Consider the following 16,732-nt stretch of genomic DNA (forward strand, 5'->3'; position numbering starts at 1 on the left):
TTCCCAGCGCTGCGGTGGCAGGCGTCACAGGGATTTGATGGAAGTCACCGAACACAATGTCAAAACGGGCGATTATGGTATCATACCGGCCCTATTCTGCGAGCCCGGCCGCCTGGACGGCTGCGGACACGGTTTACATCACGCGACGAAAGGTCTGTTAAGCCCATGGCAAATACGTCCCTCGACAAGAGCAAGATTCGGATCCTGCTGCTGGAAGGTGTCCACCAGTCTGCGCTGGATACGTTGCACGAAGCGGGTTACACCAACATTGAGTACCTGAAGCACTCCCTGGCAGAGGACGAGCTAAAGGAAAAGATCGCTGACGCGCACTTTGTCGGTCTCCGCTCCCGCACTCAGCTAACCGAAGACGTATTCGAGGCGGCCAAGAAGCTGGTTGCCGTGGGCTGTTTCTGCATCGGCACGAATCAAGTGGACCTGAAGGCGGCGACCCGCCGTGGCGTGGCGGTGTTCAATGCACCGTTCTCCAACACCCGTAGCGTGGCCGAGCTGGTGCTGGCGCAGGCCATCCTGCTGCTGCGCGGGGTTCCCGAAAAAAATGCCAAGGCCCACCGCGGCGAGTGGCTCAAGTCCGCCAAGGATAGCTACGAGATCCGCGGTAAGAACCTGGGCATCATCGGCTACGGCAATATCGGCACGCAATTCAGTGTGCTCGCCGAATCCCTCGGCATGAAAGTCTATTTCTACGACGTGGTATCCAAGCTGACTATCGGCAATGCCACCCAGGTCAGTTCCCTCAAGGAGCTGCTGAACATCGCTGACGTGGTGAGCCTGCATGTTCCCGAAACCGCGGCCACAAAGTACATGTTTGGCGCCGAGCAATTGGCTCAGATGAAGCCGGGCAGCATTCTAATGAATGCGTCTCGCGGCACGGTGGTAGACATTGAAGCCCTGGCGGAAACCATGAAGAGCGGCAAGCTGCTCGGCGCTGCGATTGACGTCTTCCCAGTCGAACCGAAGTCCAACGAGGAGGAGTTCGTCTCCCCGCTGCGGGAGTTCGACAACGTGATCCTGACGCCACACGTCGGTGGTTCCACCATCGAGGCGCAGGAAAACATTGGCCGCGAGGTGGCGGAAAAGCTAGCGATGTACAGCGATAACGGAACCACCGTCTCGTCCGTCAACTTCCCCGAAGTGGCGCTGCCTTCCCATCCGAACCAGCACCGCCTGCTGCACATTCACGAGAACATCCCGGGCGTCATGTCCGAAATCAACCATGTGTTCTCGGACAATGGCATCAACATCTGCGGCCAGTACCTGCAGACCCAGGAAGACATCGGCTACGTGGTCATCGACGTGGACAAGGCCTATGGCGAGCTTGCACTGGAGAAGCTCAAATCCGTTCATGGCACCATCCGCTGCCGCGTTCTTTTCTAATCGGACTGCCTCCCGATAAGAACTAAAAAGGCGTGGTCCCTTGGGAGCACGCCTTTTTTATTACCGAGGGCGCTGTTAACCCTGCATCGGCACCAGCGTCAGTTCGACGCGGCGATTCTGCTCGCGGCCGGCTGCCGAGTCGTTGGAGGCAACCGGGTGTTGCTCGCCATAGCCCGTTGCCCGTGTCCGTGATGAGGTAATGCCCTGGTTGAGCAGGAAATCCCGAACGGACGAAGCGCGGCGCTCACTAAGCATTTGATTGTAGGACGTCGAGCCGGTGCTATCGGTATAGCCCTCAATCTGGATCATGGTCTCGTCATATTCTTTGAGAACCAAAGCCACGGATTCCAGGACACCGGTGAATGTCGGCCGGATCGAGGCCTGGTCGACATCGAAGGTGATGTTGCCCGGCATGATCAGCTCGATCTGGTTGCCGTTGCGCTTGACGCGAACGCCTGTGCCTTCAAGTTTGTGGCGCAATTGCGCTTCCTGGCGATCCATATAGTAGCCGATGCCACCGCCCGCTGCGCCACCCGCGGCTGCGCCGATCAGGGCGCCCTTTCCACGGTCGCTTTTGCTGGAAGTCGCCGCGCCTACAGCCGCCCCGGAGATGGCGCCGATCACACTGCCTTTGGTGGCACTGGATACTTTCTCTTCTCCCGAATACGGGTCGTAAGTCATACAACCGCTGAGCGTGGCCCCTGCAACCACGACTGCCATGATCGTTTTCTTCATCCTACATCACTCCCTAACTGCTTTTTACGTCTACTACACGCCGGCGGCTGATTTGGCCTCGGCCGTTTCATTGCTTCGTTCAACGAACGCGTTGATCGTCACGTTGAACACCGTTGCCTGAAGGTCGGTCGCCTCGTTTACGAGGTGGTGACGGCCATTGGGCAACCGGCGCTCGGTGACCGACGAAAACTTATTCTTGATAATCCTTAGATTATGCTGCCAGTCGACCGTCAGGTCCTTCTCCCCCTGAATCACGGTGACCGGGAAATCCACCGGTGGCGCGGCCTCGATCAGCGGCACCCATTGGCGCAACGCCGATACCCAGTCCACGTGGACCGCGCGAGCCTGCAACGGGTCATGTTCGCGCAGGAAACGAAGGAAGCGGGAATTGCCGCTGTTCGCCGAGAACATCCTGCGCCAGCGCGAAATAAACGGACGCATCACGCTATGCAGCACCTTCGCGCCGATCCAGCCCGCCGGGCGCACCAGGGGCGCCAGTAAAACGACGTGTCTGAATGCAGGCTTGCCGCTGAGCGCGGTGTTCAGCAAGTAGTCAATCAGTACCCCGCCGCCGGTGCTCTGTCCCACCGCAAACCAGGGGCCGCGAGCTCTGTCTCTGGCGGCATCGAGCACATTGGCCAATACTTGCTGATACTCCAGAAAGCTGCCAATCGCCGCAGGCGTGCCACTTGAAAGGCCATGGCCCGGCTGGTCGTAGGCCAGCACGTCAAAACCCGCCCCCAAACAGCGATCGATCAGTTGGCTGTATAGGCCAACATGATCGAAATAACCGTGCAGGATAAAAACCGTGCCACGCGATTGCGGCAGGCGGTAATAATGGATCGCCACACGGTGGGCGCCGGCTTTGAGGTTACCGACGGTGTACTGTACATCCGGGTGCTCGACCCACAGATCCAGGCCGTAGAAGCGGCAGTAGGCGGCGATCTCCTCCTGCAGCTCTGCCCGCCCGTCACGCGCTGCTCCCTGGACCTCGCCAATGGCGAAATCAGGCAACAGTGAGATCAGGCTGGCCCGTTCCCACTCGGGCATATCCAGATTATCGGTTTTCCAATACACAGTGAATTCGCCGTTTGCGGACATTCTACGAAAGGGGTTTCAGAGACGTGATTACGTCTCTGTCATCTGGATGACGCCAAACCGATTTGCCGCGACAATTCAGTGCAACCAGATTTCAGTGGAACTACATTATCACAACGTGAGGGGGTGCGATGGTGCTGTATTGACCCAAATACACGCGTGCTCACGGGTATATGGCCACATCAATCCGCAAGTCGATCAGTGACAATGGCCGGAATGGCAACGGAGTTCTCGATGCTGCAAAGCGCTTTACAGAATGCTCTCAGATTTACCCTGCAAACCACGGTCAAGCCGCTGCTCCGGCCCGGGATGCCGGTGGGCATTCAACGCGCGTTGATCCGCCAGGCCTATCGATTATCGCCGCCACCTCGCCAATGCCTGTTTTCCCGGTCAAAAATCAACAACGTCCCCTACATGAAGGTGACCCACGGCGCCCCCAACGCCACCGCCATGCTCTATCTGCATGGCGGCGCCTATACCATCGGATCGGCGCAGACCCATAAAGGGATAACCGGCCATATCGCCAAGGCATCCGGGGGAACTATCTTCGTTCCGGATTATCGTCTGGCTCCGGAGCATCCGTTCCCTGCCGCGCTGGAAGATGCCTTGGCCATCTATCGGCACCTGCTGGGGCTCGGTTACCGCCCGAACCGCATCAGTATTGCCGGAGATTCGGCTGGCGGGGGCCTGACTCTGGCGCTGGCGCTGAAGCTCAAGCAGGAAAAGCTGCCGCTGCCCGGAGCGCTGATCATGTTATCGCCATGGCTGGATCTCACCCACCGCCATATCCACACGCCGGACATCGAGCCCGTCCTGCAATTGGGCTGGATCAGAAAAGCCGCCGAAAACTACTGCAGCGGACTGTCGCTTGAAGAGCCGTTCATCTCTCCGCTCTACGGCAACATCGATGGGCTGCCGCCGATGCTGATACAGGCCGGCACGCAGGAAATACTGTTGAACGATGCCCGCCGACTGTCCGAGAAGGCACGCCTGGCCGGCGTCAATGCGACGCTGGAGGAGTACACCGACCTCTGGCATGTCTTTCAGATTCACGCTGGCCCTCTGGACGCCGCCAACGAAGCTATACGGCGGATAGCGGAACATCTGGCCCACTACGTCAATACCCCGCGCTGAATCAATCACATCTTAAAGCGCCGCGACCGCATACTGCTTCTTCTGTTCAGGATTGACCTTGGGCCTGACCGATATCGAACACGTGGCTACACAACGGTATTACGCGCCAGTTGACTGGGCTACTGAGCAGGACCTGACACCACGCCTTAAAGCTCAATGTCTTCCAGGCGAATCATGCCGGCAATCAATCGTTCTTTGCGTACACGCGGCCAGCGTTTGAGCGCATACTCGAGCTGCGCCGCCCGGGTACGGTCCCCAACCTTCACGGAGTAGGCCAGCGCCAGCGGCCCTTTGCCGCGCAGGCTACGCGCCGTGCGAGCGCCACCGGATTGGTGTTCTGCGAAGCGGCGTTTCACATCTGTGGTAATACCGGTGTAAAGCGTGCCGGTGCGGGTCCGCACCAGGTAAAGAAACCAGGGTGTCATCGTGCTTCGGCGACCCTTTCCCGTCTCCGCCCCCTTTGCTGCCACCATAACCCCACAACGATCAGTATCAGTCCCACGTAGGTGGAATTAAGGATCTCCTCACCCAGAATGAAATGGATGAATACCAGCGAAAGGAACGGCGATATAAAAATAAGATTGCTCACCTGGGACGTATTTTCCGCTTTTTTCATGGCGAACATCCACAGAACGAACGCAATGCCCATCTCAAAGACACCGACATACACCGACGCCAGCAAGGCCGTGTTGGAGCCCGTGGGCAACCCGTCGGTCACCATGCAGATGACCACGATAAACGGTAAACCGAAGAGAAAGTTAAGGAACAGCCCGACCAGAGGGTCGCGGGTATCCCGGGTGTTGGCAATCCAGTAGACCGCCCAAATTACCGTGCTGGCCAGGGCCATGAAGACACCCACCGCATCGGAAAACGCCAGCGCCAGCACATCGCCCCGCGTGGCAATCACCACCACCCCGCTGTAACAAATCAAGCCAGCGACGATATCGGCCAGGCTCAGCCGCTGGCCTAATAAGGGCACCGAAAGGTAAGCCAGGGTTAAGGCCCAGGTGTAGTTGAGGGGCTGGGCCTCCTGCGCCGGAAGGCGATCGAACGCCTCGAACAGCACCAGATAGTAAAGCACCGGGTTGAGCAGCCCCATTACCACTGACCCCAGGTACTGGCGGCCAGTCAATTCAAACAGCGCCGGTACCCGTCGCTGGATCACGATAATCGCCGCCAGCACCGCCACCGATGTCGTGCAGGCGATCAGCATCAACTGCAGCGGCGCCAGATCCCTCAGGGAGAGCTTGAAAGCGGTTGCCACTGTGGACCAGAGCAGCACAGTGGCGCCCCCGAACATCAGTGCATGCTTCTGGTTTTTCATATTCTTCCAGGCTCGCGCAGTGGCTTAAGAGGGTGCTGCAAAACTACTGCGCTCGGCCATGCGGCGTTGGAAATTCGCTCAAAATGCTCATTTACTATTAGTAAACTGCGCTTTTTCGCGGATTTCCGCCTTGCCTGGCCTTCGCTCGCTACGTTTTGCAACACCCTCTTAGGCGAACATCGCACAATACCCCAAGAGACCCTTTTCCCGCCAGAGATCCGGGCTCCCGAACGGCCTGGGAGCGACCTTTCAGCGTTGTTCTTTATGGACAAAGAATGGGTAATCCTTAACTTGAACCAAAAAGCAGAACTGGCAAGGTGATGAGTGTCAGAGACGGATGGGTTGTCGCTCATGTGTTGGCGCCATCCACGAGAGCCTCTGGGTAAGTCGTCACTTACGCAGGTGCTTCTTTTACAGCACTTTTGGGAAAGCAGTACGCGAGAAACGAGTTAGCGAAACAACTTGTCAGCGAAAAATCAGCGAAAAAATAGTGAGGAGATTTCTATGAAAACATTGATGACCTCCCTTGCAGTTTCCATGTCGATGCTCGCCGCCGGTCCCACCCTGGCGCAATCCACCGAAAGCCAGAGCCAGACCCAAAACCAGCAGAGCCAGGGCTACCAGAATCCCTCGGCCACGGGCACGCAGAAAACCAACTATACCGATGCACAGCTGAAGAAGTTCGTTAAAGTCCAAGAGGACATCAGCGGCATCCGTGAGGAGTACATCCCTCAGATCGAGAAGACCGATGACCAGAACAAGGCCCAGAAACTGCAGATGGAGGCCAACGACAAGATGGTCACTGCCATTCAGGACAAGGGTTTGGACATCCCCACCTACAATGCCATCGCGACCGCTTACAACAGCGAGCCGAAAGTGCGTAACCGTGTGGATGCCTTGATGTAATTTTCAATTCAGCATCAAAAAACCCCGCTTCGCCAGCGGGGTTTTTTTGTGCCTGACTGTTAGGCTCCTTAGCTTCGCTACTCCATTAATCCAGGCAGGAACAACGCGATCTGCGGGAACATAATGAGCAGTACCGTCGACAGGAGCAACAGCACAATAAACGGCGGCGTACCGGCGATTACCTCCAGATACGGTCGCCTGAATATCGCGACGGCGGTAAATATGTCGCAGCCGAACGGTGGCGTTGCCGAGCCAATCGCGGCCTGCAGTGTCACCAGCGTACCGACCAGTACCGGATCGATACCGGCCGCTTCCACGGCGGGCGCGAAAATCGGCGTCAGGATGAGGATCACGACAATCGGGTCCACGAACATGCAGCCGATAAAGTAGGACACGGCGATCAAGCCCAGAATGAAGTACGGGCTGTCCGCGGCGTTGGCGACCACGTCACCCAGCAGCAAGTCCGGAATCTTGGCAAAGGAAATCACCCAGGAAAAGGCTGTCCCTGCGGCTACGAGGATAAAGACAACCGCCGTGATCAACCCGGTCGAGAGTGCAACGGACGGCAAATCGCTGATCTTGACCTGACGGAAAATCACCACCTCCAGCAACAGCGCGTAGGCCACGGACATGGACGCCGCTTCGGTGGGACTGAACATCCCCGAATAGATACCGCCGATGATGATGACCGGGAACCCCATGGGCAAAATCGCTTTTTTAAGCGCAGCCCCCCGCTCGGACCAGCTGGCCTTCTCCTTGGTCGGAATTTTGAGCCGCACCGACTTGAAATAGCAGTAGACCGAAAAGAGCACCAGGATCATTAGCCCTGGACCGATGCCCGCGATAAACAGATCGCCGACGGAGGTGCCGGAAACTACGCCATAGATAATCATGCCGATGGACGGCGGGATCAGAAGCGCGATGTCGCTGGCATTGATAATCAAGGCCATCGCGAATTTATCGGTATAGCCGGCCTCGATAAGTTTGGGTCGAAGCGGCTGGCCCATGGCCACTACTGTCGCCTGGGTGGAGCCAGAAACGGCGCCGAACAGCGTACAGGATACGGCAGTGGTCATGGGCAGGCCGCCGCGCAGGTGGCCGACGAACTTGGACACCACATCCAGCAACCGATCAGCCGTGTGCCCTTTGATCATGATATCCGCCGCCAGGATAAACATCGGGACCGCTACGAGTACGCTCTGGGAAATGCCGCCGATCATCTGCTGGATCAGAACCGTCCCTTCTAGGAACGGAAACTGGGAAAATAGTAAAACCATGGCTCCGATCAGCAGCGGCACCATCATAGGAAAGCCCAGCAGCAGGAACACAAGCATGATGACCGCGACCACAATCGCCGTGGTAAACGTGCTCATGCCCGCCAGGCCAATAAACTCCATGACCTTATCCATTGGACTTCTCCTTGTCGTCGGCGTTCGGCGCTTCGTTCTCGCGTTCGAAGTGCTCCTGCTGTTCCGACGAGAGCCCCGCTTCAATGGCCAGTTCTTCTTCGTATTCGTCCGGATTATGCCAGGATAGCCAAGCGCCCTCGCTGATTATGTTACGTACACCGGCCAGGAAAAACTGGGCCGAACCCACGATCAGACCGACGGGGACGATGAGGTAGGGAATCCACAGAGGCAATTGCATCGAGGGCATCACCCGACCGGAGTTCTGCAGATTGTCGATGTAGTGGATGGAGTACACTGCGAGCAGCGCCAACAGAGCGCAGGAGAAAAAACTCACAAAGGTGAGCAATATTTTTTGGCCTTTTTTCGGCAACATGTCGTGCAGGGCAGAAACGCGAATGTGACGTGCGTTACGCACCCCGTGACCGACACCGACAAAGGTCACGATAACCACAAGGATCTGCGCGAGTTCGTCGACGAAGGATAGGCTGTGCCCCATATTCCTGGCGAAGACGCCAACGATACTGGTCGCAGCCATAACCAGTATGCCGGTAATGAGAATACCCTGCTCAACGACGTTGAGCCCGGTATCGAGCATGTGAAAGGGCCCCTGCTTTTTTCCCTTTCCCTTTTTTTCTGGTTCTTCCGGGCCATCGGATGCGCCCCTGGGTGATGCCATGGTTTCGCTCCATTTTCTTTTCAGGTAAATACAGTATACGTTGTAATAGATGGCAAACTTCAAGAAATATGTCTATTTGATAGTGTGTTATCGTGGCGATGTTGGTTAGAACTCAAAGGAGAAAAGAACATGAGAATACTCATCCGCTGGCTGGGAAGCCTGACCCTTCTGATGTCATTCGTACTGGTCGGATGCTCGGATTCAGGCGATGACAGCGCGAATCAGGAAGCCAATACCCAACAACAGCAATCCTCAAGCTCGTCATCTGAAACTGCCGCTAAAAGTGAGCCTGTAACCTGGCGCTTCGCCCTCGAAGAAATCGAAGGAAGCGTACAGGATGCCTACGCTCAGGAATTCAAGAAGCGCATGGAAGAGAAGTCCGACGGTCAAGTGAAGATTGAGGTTTATCCTTACGGTTCGCTGGGTACTTCATCTCAGCTGACCGAACTGGTCCAGCAAAAAGCCGTCGAGCTGGCCTTCGCCTCCCCGGGCCATTTGGCGTCCGTCATTCCGGAAGTCGGTATTTTCACGCTGCACTTCGTGCTTTCCGATGACAACCAAGTCAACAAGGAAGTGCTGTCCAGCCAGGACGTACACGACATTCTGGCGCCGGAATACGCCAGCCAGAACCTTCAGCTGCTGAGCATTGTGCCCGAAGGCTGGATGGTATGGACCGCCAACAAGCCGTTGCGCACACCGGCCGACTTCAATGATTTCAAGATCCGCACCATGACGTCGCCGATCCTGACCCAATCCTACGAGGCCTACGGTGCCAACCCGACGCCGATGCCCTACTCCGAAGTCTATAGCGGGCTGCAGCTCAAGCAGATCGAAGGCCAGGTCAATCCGATCTTCGCCATTGAAGAAATGAGCTTCTACGAAGTTCAGGACTACATGATCATCGCCAAGCACGCGCAGTTCATCGCTACGGTCATTGCCAACGACGAGTGGTATGGAAACCTGCCTGAGGAACAGCGCAAGTGGGTCGATGCAACCCGCGACGAGATGGTGGACTTCATCTACGACAAGCAGGAGGAGTTCAACCAGCAGCGTTTGGAGAAGATCAAGAGCAACAGCGACACCGAAGTTATCACGCTGAGCGATGAAGAGCGTCAGGCTTTCCGCGAGGCGAGCATGGGTGTACGCGACACCTATGTCGAGCAGGCTGGCGAAAAAGGCCAACAACTGCTGGACACCGTCACTTCGATGGTTAAAGAGAAAGACGGCGGCTCAGGTTCTGAATCAGGCTCAGGCCAGCAGTAACCTCTCGAGGCTTCCTGCCTGAAGGCGTGGCTCCGGCCACGCCTTTTTTAATGGTTTACCCGCCAATACCCGTATGCAAAACGCACTGACCTACTTGAGCATCCCGGCCTGAAACTGCGCTAAAACCTTCCCATCTTCGGTCATCAGCAACAAGGTTTCGCCCTCGATGGCAAAACGCTGAGTACGGTCCAACGCCACAAAAAGAGCATTTTCCGTTCCCGCCCGGTCCGGGCACATCATGCGCGTCGAGGCCAACGGCCCAAGCGCGAGACTGTCCTTGCTACGCGCGTAGGGTCCGCTGAAACGATTGCAGCCGGCGAGGCCTGAAAGCTTTCGCTCCGCATCGAAAACAATGTGAACATCCCGCTTGCCTTGTACCGGTTCAATCGATTCGTTACCCAGCGTCTTCAGTACCCAGTAGGTTTTCTGCAAGCCCACTTGAGGGCAGTTTTCCTCCCCCGGCTCCATAATCGCATCCAGAGCAACGGCACGTAGGTACAGCACGTCGCCGCTGCCTTCCGGCGCATCGTCCATAATCCAGTGCGCGGTTACCTGCATGGGGAGGCGCGCTGGCGGCTGCAACCCGGAGCCGCTATAGGCCGCTTCAAGCTGCGGATAGGCCGCCTCCATTTGTACCGGCCAATTGCGGCGAGTACGCGGTTCATAGGCAAGCGGCGCGTCGGCCTGAGTCATGAAACAGACCGTCATGGGGCGTTCGGTTTCCAGGGGTTCGGCGTCGTCTTCGCGGTAGAGGACCGAAGCGTCAGCAGACTCGGAGCGCTTCAGGGTGACCGCTTCCGCCGATTGCACATCGAGAAAGTAGCGGGACGCATCGCCGCCACGCGCAATGGCCACACCCATACCATTGATATCGTGCCATTGACCCCAATCGAACTGGGGATCAGCTTCGGCAGTCTCGTCTCTCACGATGGATCGCTCGAACATGCCGTTCTCCCAGAACGCCCAAACCTGCCGCTCATCTTCGGAGGTATAGGTTCCCGGGCTCAGTGGCAGCGTTCGATCACCTCCGCCATCGACTGGCCCCTTGCTGGCGCAACCCGCCATCAGCCCGGCAACCGAAAACAAAACAACCGGCAGCGATAGACTAGCCTTCATATAGATTCCTTAATCGAATACTCAATCGGTCGACACTTTTGATCGGCGCTTTTAATCAGCGCTTTTAATCGGTACCTGCGTCACGACGACCGGCCGCAAAGTTCGGAGGAGAAGCAGACGTCACCGTGTGTTGCGAGTCGCCAGGCCAGTTTTACATTGGAACAGATCTCGGCCCCCAGAAAATCTTGCTCCTACGAGAGCATCCCATCTCTTCCCGGAGGCCACACCGTTCGATCCTCAACGGTTTTTCGGCCGGGTCGCAATCAGTCGCGAATCCGCCAGCGCCGCCGTACGGTGATGAACCACAGCCTGGTATTCCGGATCGCCGGTCATCGCGAGGAACGCTTCTGCGGAGGGATAGCGCACCAGCAATACCTCGTGCCACACCTCATCCTCGGGCGCGATCACGTTGGTCATCGCCTCGCCCACCCATTCCGGCTTCGCGCCTACCTTTTCCAGCTGGGCGAGCGCCAGCTTGCTATATCGGGCATAGGCTTCACGGCCCGTGCAGGGCTTTTCTCGATCCTCCGGCTTATAGTTCGCCTGATCGTGAAAGCGCAGCAAATTCAGCATGACGACCGGCTCATCCGGCGAGAAATGCCGAACCAGCGATTCCAGGCTTGCGCGAGAAGGATGGATCGATGACATAAACTAGACTCCTTGTTTTTGAAAGATAAGATCCAATTTTCAATAGCAAAGGTTCGATTGGGTTGGTTATTCCGGCACCGCCCAGTCCAGACGATGGTGGGCCGCAATAGCGCCGCTCCCAGCGATTTCGTCCAAGAGGGCCTGCAAGGTCTCGCCCCACTCCCAGGGCGGATTGACCAGCAACAATCCGGAGCCCCTCATGCCCCGCGCCGGTGCCTGGTCGAGCACGTACTGGCTGTGCAGTACCTTTCTGACCGGGCTTGCCTGAAGACGCTGGATCATCGTTTCGAATTGGGCCCCGGGCAGGACCGGATACCAGATGAGGTAGACACCGTGCCGACACTGCTTCCACGCGTTAATCACCGTGTCGGCAGTCGTTGCGTAGTCGTCTTTCACTTCATAAGGCGGGTCGATCAACGTGAACAGCCGGGGTTCGGAAGGAGGCAAAGACGCCAGCAAGCCTTTGAACCCATCGCCAGCCGTTACGCGTACATCCCGTGTTTTTGCCCATTGTTGCAACCGGGTGCTCTCATTCGAGTGCAGTTCGAACGCTGTGATCCGGTCCTGCTGCCGCTTCAAACCATAGAGCCAGGCGGGCGAGCCCGGATAGTAGCGGATGGTAGAGGCCCCGTCGGCCTCCCCTATAACACCCCAGATATCGCGCCACAGCATGTGTTTAAGCTTGTCGCGCTGGGCCCATACCCGTTGGATACCGCCTTCCGCCTCCGACGTTTTTCTGGCTTGTTCGCCCGTCAGGTCGTAGTGCGCGCTGCCCCCATGCGTATCGAAGCAGGCAATAGGCGTCGCCTTGCGCTGCATTAGGTGCAAGGCGATGTAAAGACCAAGGTGCTTATGCACATCGGCAAAATTGCCCGCGTGGAAGGCATGAAGATAACTCAGCATAAAAGAACAGGTTTCCGGTCGAGGCGAAGGCATTTCGAGAAGAACCATTAAGCCGCAAGACGAGGCGTCCAGCAACCATCTGCCAAACCGTCGTCAGCCATTCCATCAACACTGGCCATCCCGACGAAGGCCGCTTGCATTGCAAATCTTTAAGCCCGGCCTATAATCGCAAATACAAATAACTATCATTAAAATTTTAAACAACGGTATTCCACCAGGGAGTAGTTCGATGAGGGCTCGCTTTTCGCTTACAACGCTGGCTATTGCAGTCGCTGCACCGGCCTTGATCACCGCATGCAGTTCGCTCGATAGCGATGCCGCCATGAACGAAAAACCGGCCACCCCGGCCAATGTGGTCGAGCAGTATACCGATGTCGCCTACGCCACCTACCAAGACGCACTGAATACAGCAAAAGCCCTGAACGAGGCGACCGATACCCTGATTGAAAAACCCACCGCCGACAATCTTGCCGCAGCCAAAACGGCCTGGATTGAAGCGCGCGTACCCTACCAGCAAAGCGAAGTCTTCCGTTTCGGCAACGCGATCGTCGATGACTGGGAAGGCCAGCTCAATGCCTGGCCGTTGGACGAGGGTCTGATCGACTACGTTGCAACCTCGGACTACCAGTACGAACTGGGCAACCAAGGCGCAACGGTCAATATCGTCGCGAGCGAGGAAGTCAATGTCGGCGGCGAAACCGTCGATGTCGCCACGCTGACCCCGGAACTGCTGGCCGAACTCAATGAAATCGGCGGCTCGGAGGCTAATGTCGCCACGGGCTATCATGCGGTCGAGTTTCTGTTATGGGGCCAGGACCGGCACGGCTTCGAAGCGGGCAACGGCGAACGCCCGGCAACCGATTACGCCACAGGCGACGCGTGTACTCACGGGCACTGCGAACGCCGCGCCGCTTATCTGGATGCCGTGACAGACCTACTGGTGTCCGATCTGGAATGGATGGCGTCCCAGTGGGCACCGGACAGCAACGACAACTACCGTGCAGAGCTGCTAGCCATGGATCCGCAAGCGGCGGCCCAGAAGATGCTGTTCGGTATGGGTTCCCTGTCGCTGGGCGAGCTTGCCGGCGAGCGGATGAAAGTCGCGCTGGAAGCGAACTCCTACGAGGACGAACACGACTGCTTCAGTGACAACACCCATAATTCTCACTATTACAACGCGATGGGCATCCGCAACGTCTACACGGGCACCTATACGCGCGTGGATGGTAGCGCCGTATCCGGTCCTTCGCTGTCCGACCTGATGGCTAAAACCGACCCGGAGCTGGACAAGCGTCTGCGCTCTGACCTGAACGCTTCGGTCAATGCTCTCCAGGACATGAAGGATCGCGCCGAAGCATCGACTCATGCGATGACCTTCGACATGATGATCGCGCCAGGCAACGACGAAGGTGCCGCCTTGATCAATGACGCCATTGCCGCGCTGGTCGCACAAACAGGTTCCATCGAGAAAGCGTCCAGATCCCTGGGCGTCGACGCCCTTCAGCCGGACGATGCTGGGCACACCTTCTAAGGTCGCCCGAAATCGTCTACTCTTTGGGGCCCTCTTTGCGGGCCCCAACATTGACGACACCCGATTCCGCGGAATCGGGTGTCGTGCCATTCCTAAGCGCATCATAAAGCCGCATAAAAAGTTGCATCAAAGTCATCCCATGAGCGCCAAAAGCCGTTTCACCCTGGCAATGACAGTCCTCCTTTCGACCGGCGCCCTGGAGGTCGCCCCAGCTCCGGCTATTCAGGAGACGCCGATGACCGGCGGTGAGGGTTCGGTAAAGCAGTTCGATCACAACGCCTATTCCCTGCCCCAGTCCAATCTCTCCATGACCAAGCGTCTGGACTTCAGCGTGGGCAACAGTTTTTTTCGCAATCCTTGGGTAGAGGCACCCTCGAGCACCGATGCGCGGGACGGCTTAGGCCCGCTCTTTAACACCAACTCCTGTCAGGGCTGCCACATCAAGGATGGCCGCGGCCATCCCCCCAGCGTCGACCAGCCTTCGGTATCGCTTTTTCTACGCCTCGCGGTACCGGCGGATCCCCAAATCGATGCCGAGATCCTGAAAACTCACGGTTTCAAACCGGCGCCTGTTTACGGCAGCCAACTGCAAACCGCAGCCATCCCGGGCCACAAGCCGGAGGCCAACCTCAAACTCACCTGGGAAGCTGTCGAGCAAACCCTGCCGGATGGCACGGCGGTAACGCTGGAGCGCCCGGTCTACCACATCGAAAACCCGAACTACGGGCCGCTACCTGAGAACCTTCAGGTGTCCCCTCGCGTCGCCCCGCAGATGATTGGCCTGGGGCTGCTGGCCGCCATTCCCGAAGACCGAATCTTGGCCGGAACCGACCCGCAGGACGACAACGGCGACGGCATCTCCGGCCGGGCGAATCGCGTTTGGGATAAAAAGGCGGAAACAACCGTGTTGGGCCGCTTTGGCTGGAAAGCCGGCGAACCCAGCATCTTCCAGCAAAGCATGGGTGCTTTCTCAGGAGACATGGGCCTGACCTCCACACTGAGGGCCAGTACCGATTGCTCAGCGCAACAGAAATGCGACGAATTTCCTAACGGCGGCACCCCTGAAGTTAGCGACAAGATCGCCCGTTTTATCGATTTCTACGCCAGCAGCCTGGCCGTACCGATGCGCCGCAACATGGAAAATCCACAGGTGCAGCGGGGCGCCAAGCTATTCAACGACATTGGCTGCGCCGGCTGCCATACGCCGCGTCACACCACAGAAGAAGTGACTGACCGGCCGGACCTTAGCCATCAGACCATTTGGCCATACACCGACCTGCTTCTACACGACATGGGGCCGGAACTGGCGGACGGTAGGGGCGAGTTCAAAGCCGATGGCAATGAGTGGCGCACGGCACCGCTCTGGGGCCTGGGCCTGGCGCAAACGGTTAACCCTCGGGCCGGGTTCCTGCATGACGGTCGAGCCCGCACCCCTGAGGAAGCCATCCTCTGGCATGGCGGCGAGGCCCGGTCCGTTACCGAAAACTACCGTGACCTGCAGCCGGGCGAACGTGACGCCCTACTGCAATTTCTCGATTCACTCTGACAGGAGCGCTTGCGATGCCCGCCCTGCGTCATCTCATCGCCGTCCCCCTTTTCGTCCTGACGCCATGGGCGCTGGCTACGGAGACACCCCGCAAACAGTGGCTGGCGGATATTGGAGACGGCTACCAATCGCTCGCCAACCGCGCCGCCGAGCTACAGCGCGTTGCCGAGGACTATTGCGCCGTCCCCGGAACGGATGGCCGCACTCAGGTGGAAACGGCCTGGAAAGAGGCCTTCCTCGATTGGCAAGCGGTCCGTTTTGTCGATTTCGGCCCTATCGAGCAACACAGCCGGGCCTGGCAAATCCAGTTCTGGCCAGACAGCAAAAACTTGGTGGCCCGCAAGGTGGGTTTTGCACTGGACCAATCTGCGATAACCCAGCAGCAAATCGATGAAGCCGGCGTAGCGCTGCAAGGCTTTCCCGCCCTGGAATACCTGTTATTCGATTCCCGTATGGGGCAGTCTGAGCAGGCACTGCCGGCTGACCAAACCTGCCAGTTGCTGACGGCCATTGCAGGCCACCTCGAAACGACTACCGCCAACCTGGCAGAAGACTGGCAGCATTTCGCCCCCCACTACCTGAGCATGGAAAGCTACACCGCCCGTACCGTCGAAGCGGGACTCAATGGTCTCGAGATTCTGCAGGCCCGGCGCTTAGCCGAACCCATGGGGTTGCGGAATACCAAAAAGCGCAACCCCTACCTGGGCGACGCCTGGCGCAGTGGTCACTCACTGGCTGCGATCGGCGCCAGCGTAGATGGCCTGTACCGCTACCTGTACCCGGGCTTAAAGACGTTACTGCGCCAGCACAACAAACCCGAATTGGCGGAGCGCTTGGCCAAGCAGTTCGATAGCACCCTTGAGGAGCTGAACGCCTTACCCGATGCATTAGCGCCTTCCCTGGAAGACGACGAGAAGTATCGCGAGCTACAGTCGCTGTTTATCGAAATCACACAGCTTGAGCAGGTTCTGGCCAACCGTGTCGCCCCGGCCCTTGGTATCAGCCGTGGTTTCAACTCGAGTGACGGCGACTGAGATGATGACTCGCA

The 16,732-nt window shown here is 57.8% G+C and carries 16 protein-coding genes; 7 read left to right on the plus strand and 9 right to left on the minus strand.

The window, feature by feature from the left end; all coding sequences use genetic code 11:
* Positions 1-165: 165 nt before the first annotated feature.
* Entirely contained in the window at positions 166-1,395 is a 1,230-nt protein-coding gene (gene serA, locus FXO11_RS14175; RefSeq protein ID WP_148863581.1) for a phosphoglycerate dehydrogenase, read from the plus strand.
* 75 nt (positions 1,396-1,470) lie between these two features.
* On the opposite strand, the gene FXO11_RS14180 is transcribed toward serA, so the two are convergent.
* On the minus strand, positions 1,471-2,130 hold the full coding sequence (locus FXO11_RS14180) for an OmpA family protein (protein WP_148863582.1): 660 nt from the start codon (positions 2,128-2,130) through the stop codon (positions 1,471-1,473).
* 33 nt (positions 2,131-2,163) lie between these two features.
* The gene (locus tag FXO11_RS14185) at positions 2,164-3,207 is read right to left on the minus strand and encodes an alpha/beta hydrolase (protein ID WP_148863583.1); all 1,044 of its coding nucleotides are present in this window, start codon (positions 3,205-3,207) and stop codon (positions 2,164-2,166) included.
* A gap of 255 nt (positions 3,208-3,462) precedes the next feature.
* Between FXO11_RS14185 and FXO11_RS14190 the strand changes: the two genes are divergently transcribed.
* Positions 3,463-4,362, plus strand: a complete 900-nt coding sequence (locus FXO11_RS14190) for an alpha/beta hydrolase (RefSeq protein ID WP_148863584.1) — start codon at positions 3,463-3,465, stop codon at positions 4,360-4,362.
* Positions 4,363-4,508: 146 nt separating this feature from the next.
* Here the strand turns inward: FXO11_RS14190 and FXO11_RS14195 are convergent, their stop codons facing one another.
* Together FXO11_RS14195 and FXO11_RS14200 are read right to left on the minus strand one after the other, a co-directional pair.
* Positions 4,509-4,787, minus strand: a complete 279-nt coding sequence (locus FXO11_RS14195) for a GIY-YIG nuclease family protein (protein WP_148863585.1) — start codon at positions 4,785-4,787, stop codon at positions 4,509-4,511.
* Entirely contained in the window at positions 4,784-5,686 is a 903-nt protein-coding gene (locus FXO11_RS14200) for a DMT family transporter (protein WP_148863586.1), read from the minus strand. The genes FXO11_RS14195 and FXO11_RS14200 overlap by 4 nt, the downstream gene beginning before the upstream one ends.
* Before the next feature lie 504 nt (positions 5,687-6,190).
* On the opposite strand from FXO11_RS14200, the gene FXO11_RS14210 reads away from it, so the two are divergent.
* A complete protein-coding gene (locus FXO11_RS14210; protein WP_148863587.1) occupies positions 6,191-6,592 on the plus strand; it encodes a DUF4168 domain-containing protein in 402 nt (133 codons plus the stop codon).
* A gap of 77 nt (positions 6,593-6,669) precedes the next feature.
* Here FXO11_RS14210 and FXO11_RS14215 read toward each other — a convergent pair whose 3' ends face one another.
* Positions 6,670-8,001: a TRAP transporter large permease gene (locus FXO11_RS14215; RefSeq protein WP_168203175.1), complete on the minus strand. Its 1,332-nt coding sequence runs from the start codon at positions 7,999-8,001 to the stop codon at positions 6,670-6,672.
* Positions 7,994-8,677: a TRAP transporter small permease gene (locus FXO11_RS14220; protein ID WP_148863588.1), complete on the minus strand. Its 684-nt coding sequence runs from the start codon at positions 8,675-8,677 to the stop codon at positions 7,994-7,996. Before FXO11_RS14220 ends, FXO11_RS14215 begins: the two co-directional genes overlap by 8 nt.
* A gap of 129 nt (positions 8,678-8,806) precedes the next feature.
* Here FXO11_RS14220 and dctP point away from each other — a divergent pair, with 129 nt between their 5' ends.
* Positions 8,807-9,940, plus strand: a complete 1,134-nt coding sequence (dctP, locus tag FXO11_RS14225; RefSeq protein ID WP_148863589.1) for a TRAP transporter substrate-binding protein — start codon at positions 8,807-8,809, stop codon at positions 9,938-9,940.
* 90 nt (positions 9,941-10,030) lie between these two features.
* Here the strand turns inward: dctP and FXO11_RS14230 are convergent, their stop codons facing one another.
* From FXO11_RS14230 to FXO11_RS14240, 3 genes are all read right to left on the minus strand, one after another.
* A complete protein-coding gene (locus FXO11_RS14230) occupies positions 10,031-11,056 on the minus strand; it encodes an META domain-containing protein (protein ID WP_148863590.1) in 1,026 nt (341 codons plus the stop codon).
* Positions 11,057-11,293: 237 nt separating this feature from the next.
* Positions 11,294-11,704 carry a DUF1330 domain-containing protein gene (locus FXO11_RS14235; protein ID WP_148863591.1) on the minus strand — a complete coding sequence of 137 codons (411 nt, stop codon included), beginning with the start codon at positions 11,702-11,704 and terminating at the stop codon, positions 11,294-11,296.
* Positions 11,705-11,770: 66 nt separating this feature from the next.
* Complete coding sequence (locus FXO11_RS14240; RefSeq protein ID WP_148863592.1) at positions 11,771-12,607, minus strand: 23S rRNA (adenine(2030)-N(6))-methyltransferase RlmJ; 837 nt, start codon at positions 12,605-12,607, stop codon at positions 11,771-11,773.
* A 229-nt stretch (positions 12,608-12,836) separates the two neighbouring features.
* Here FXO11_RS14240 and FXO11_RS14245 point away from each other — a divergent pair, with 229 nt between their 5' ends.
* From FXO11_RS14245 to FXO11_RS14255, 3 genes are all read left to right on the plus strand, one after another.
* Complete coding sequence (locus FXO11_RS14245) at positions 12,837-14,138, plus strand: imelysin family protein (protein ID WP_148863593.1); 1,302 nt, start codon at positions 12,837-12,839, stop codon at positions 14,136-14,138.
* Positions 14,139-14,277: 139 nt separating this feature from the next.
* Complete coding sequence (locus tag FXO11_RS14250; RefSeq protein WP_148863594.1) at positions 14,278-15,684, plus strand: di-heme oxidoreductase family protein; 1,407 nt, start codon at positions 14,278-14,280, stop codon at positions 15,682-15,684.
* Between the two features lie 14 nt (positions 15,685-15,698).
* Positions 15,699-16,718: an imelysin family protein gene (locus FXO11_RS14255; protein ID WP_148863595.1), complete on the plus strand. Its 1,020-nt coding sequence runs from the start codon at positions 15,699-15,701 to the stop codon at positions 16,716-16,718.
* The last annotated feature ends 14 nt before the right edge of the window (positions 16,719-16,732 follow it).

This window comes from Marinobacter fonticola (assembly GCF_008122265.1).
Taxonomy (GTDB): domain Bacteria; phylum Pseudomonadota; class Gammaproteobacteria; order Pseudomonadales; family Oleiphilaceae; genus Marinobacter_A; species Marinobacter_A fonticola.

Bases quoted from the DNA above. Each gene is read 5' to 3' on its own strand.
- serA (WP_148863581.1), top strand. From the start codon at position 166: ATGGCAAATACGTCCCTCGACAAGAGCAAGATTCGGATCCTGCTGCTG.
- FXO11_RS14180 (WP_148863582.1), bottom strand. From the start codon at position 2,130: ATGAAGAAAACGATCATGGCAGTCGTGGTTGCAGGGGCCACGCTCAGC.
- FXO11_RS14190 (WP_148863584.1), top strand. From the start codon at position 3,463: ATGCTGCAAAGCGCTTTACAGAATGCTCTCAGATTTACCCTGCAAACC.
- FXO11_RS14195 (WP_148863585.1), bottom strand. From the start codon at position 4,787: ATGACACCCTGGTTTCTTTACCTGGTGCGGACCCGCACCGGCACGCTT.
- FXO11_RS14200 (WP_148863586.1), bottom strand. From the start codon at position 5,686: ATGAAAAACCAGAAGCATGCACTGATGTTCGGGGGCGCCACTGTGCTG.
- FXO11_RS14210 (WP_148863587.1), top strand. From the start codon at position 6,191: ATGAAAACATTGATGACCTCCCTTGCAGTTTCCATGTCGATGCTCGCC.
- FXO11_RS14215 (WP_168203175.1), bottom strand. From the start codon at position 8,001: ATGGATAAGGTCATGGAGTTTATTGGCCTGGCGGGCATGAGCACGTTT.
- FXO11_RS14220 (WP_148863588.1), bottom strand. From the start codon at position 8,677: ATGGCATCACCCAGGGGCGCATCCGATGGCCCGGAAGAACCAGAAAAA.
- dctP (WP_148863589.1), top strand. From the start codon at position 8,807: ATGAGAATACTCATCCGCTGGCTGGGAAGCCTGACCCTTCTGATGTCA.
- FXO11_RS14230 (WP_148863590.1), bottom strand. From the start codon at position 11,056: ATGAAGGCTAGTCTATCGCTGCCGGTTGTTTTGTTTTCGGTTGCCGGG.
- FXO11_RS14235 (WP_148863591.1), bottom strand. From the start codon at position 11,704: ATGTCATCGATCCATCCTTCTCGCGCAAGCCTGGAATCGCTGGTTCGG.
- FXO11_RS14240 (WP_148863592.1), bottom strand. From the start codon at position 12,607: ATGCTGAGTTATCTTCATGCCTTCCACGCGGGCAATTTTGCCGATGTG.
- FXO11_RS14245 (WP_148863593.1), top strand. From the start codon at position 12,837: ATGAGGGCTCGCTTTTCGCTTACAACGCTGGCTATTGCAGTCGCTGCA.
- FXO11_RS14250 (WP_148863594.1), top strand. From the start codon at position 14,278: ATGAGCGCCAAAAGCCGTTTCACCCTGGCAATGACAGTCCTCCTTTCG.
- FXO11_RS14255 (WP_148863595.1), top strand. From the start codon at position 15,699: ATGCCCGCCCTGCGTCATCTCATCGCCGTCCCCCTTTTCGTCCTGACG.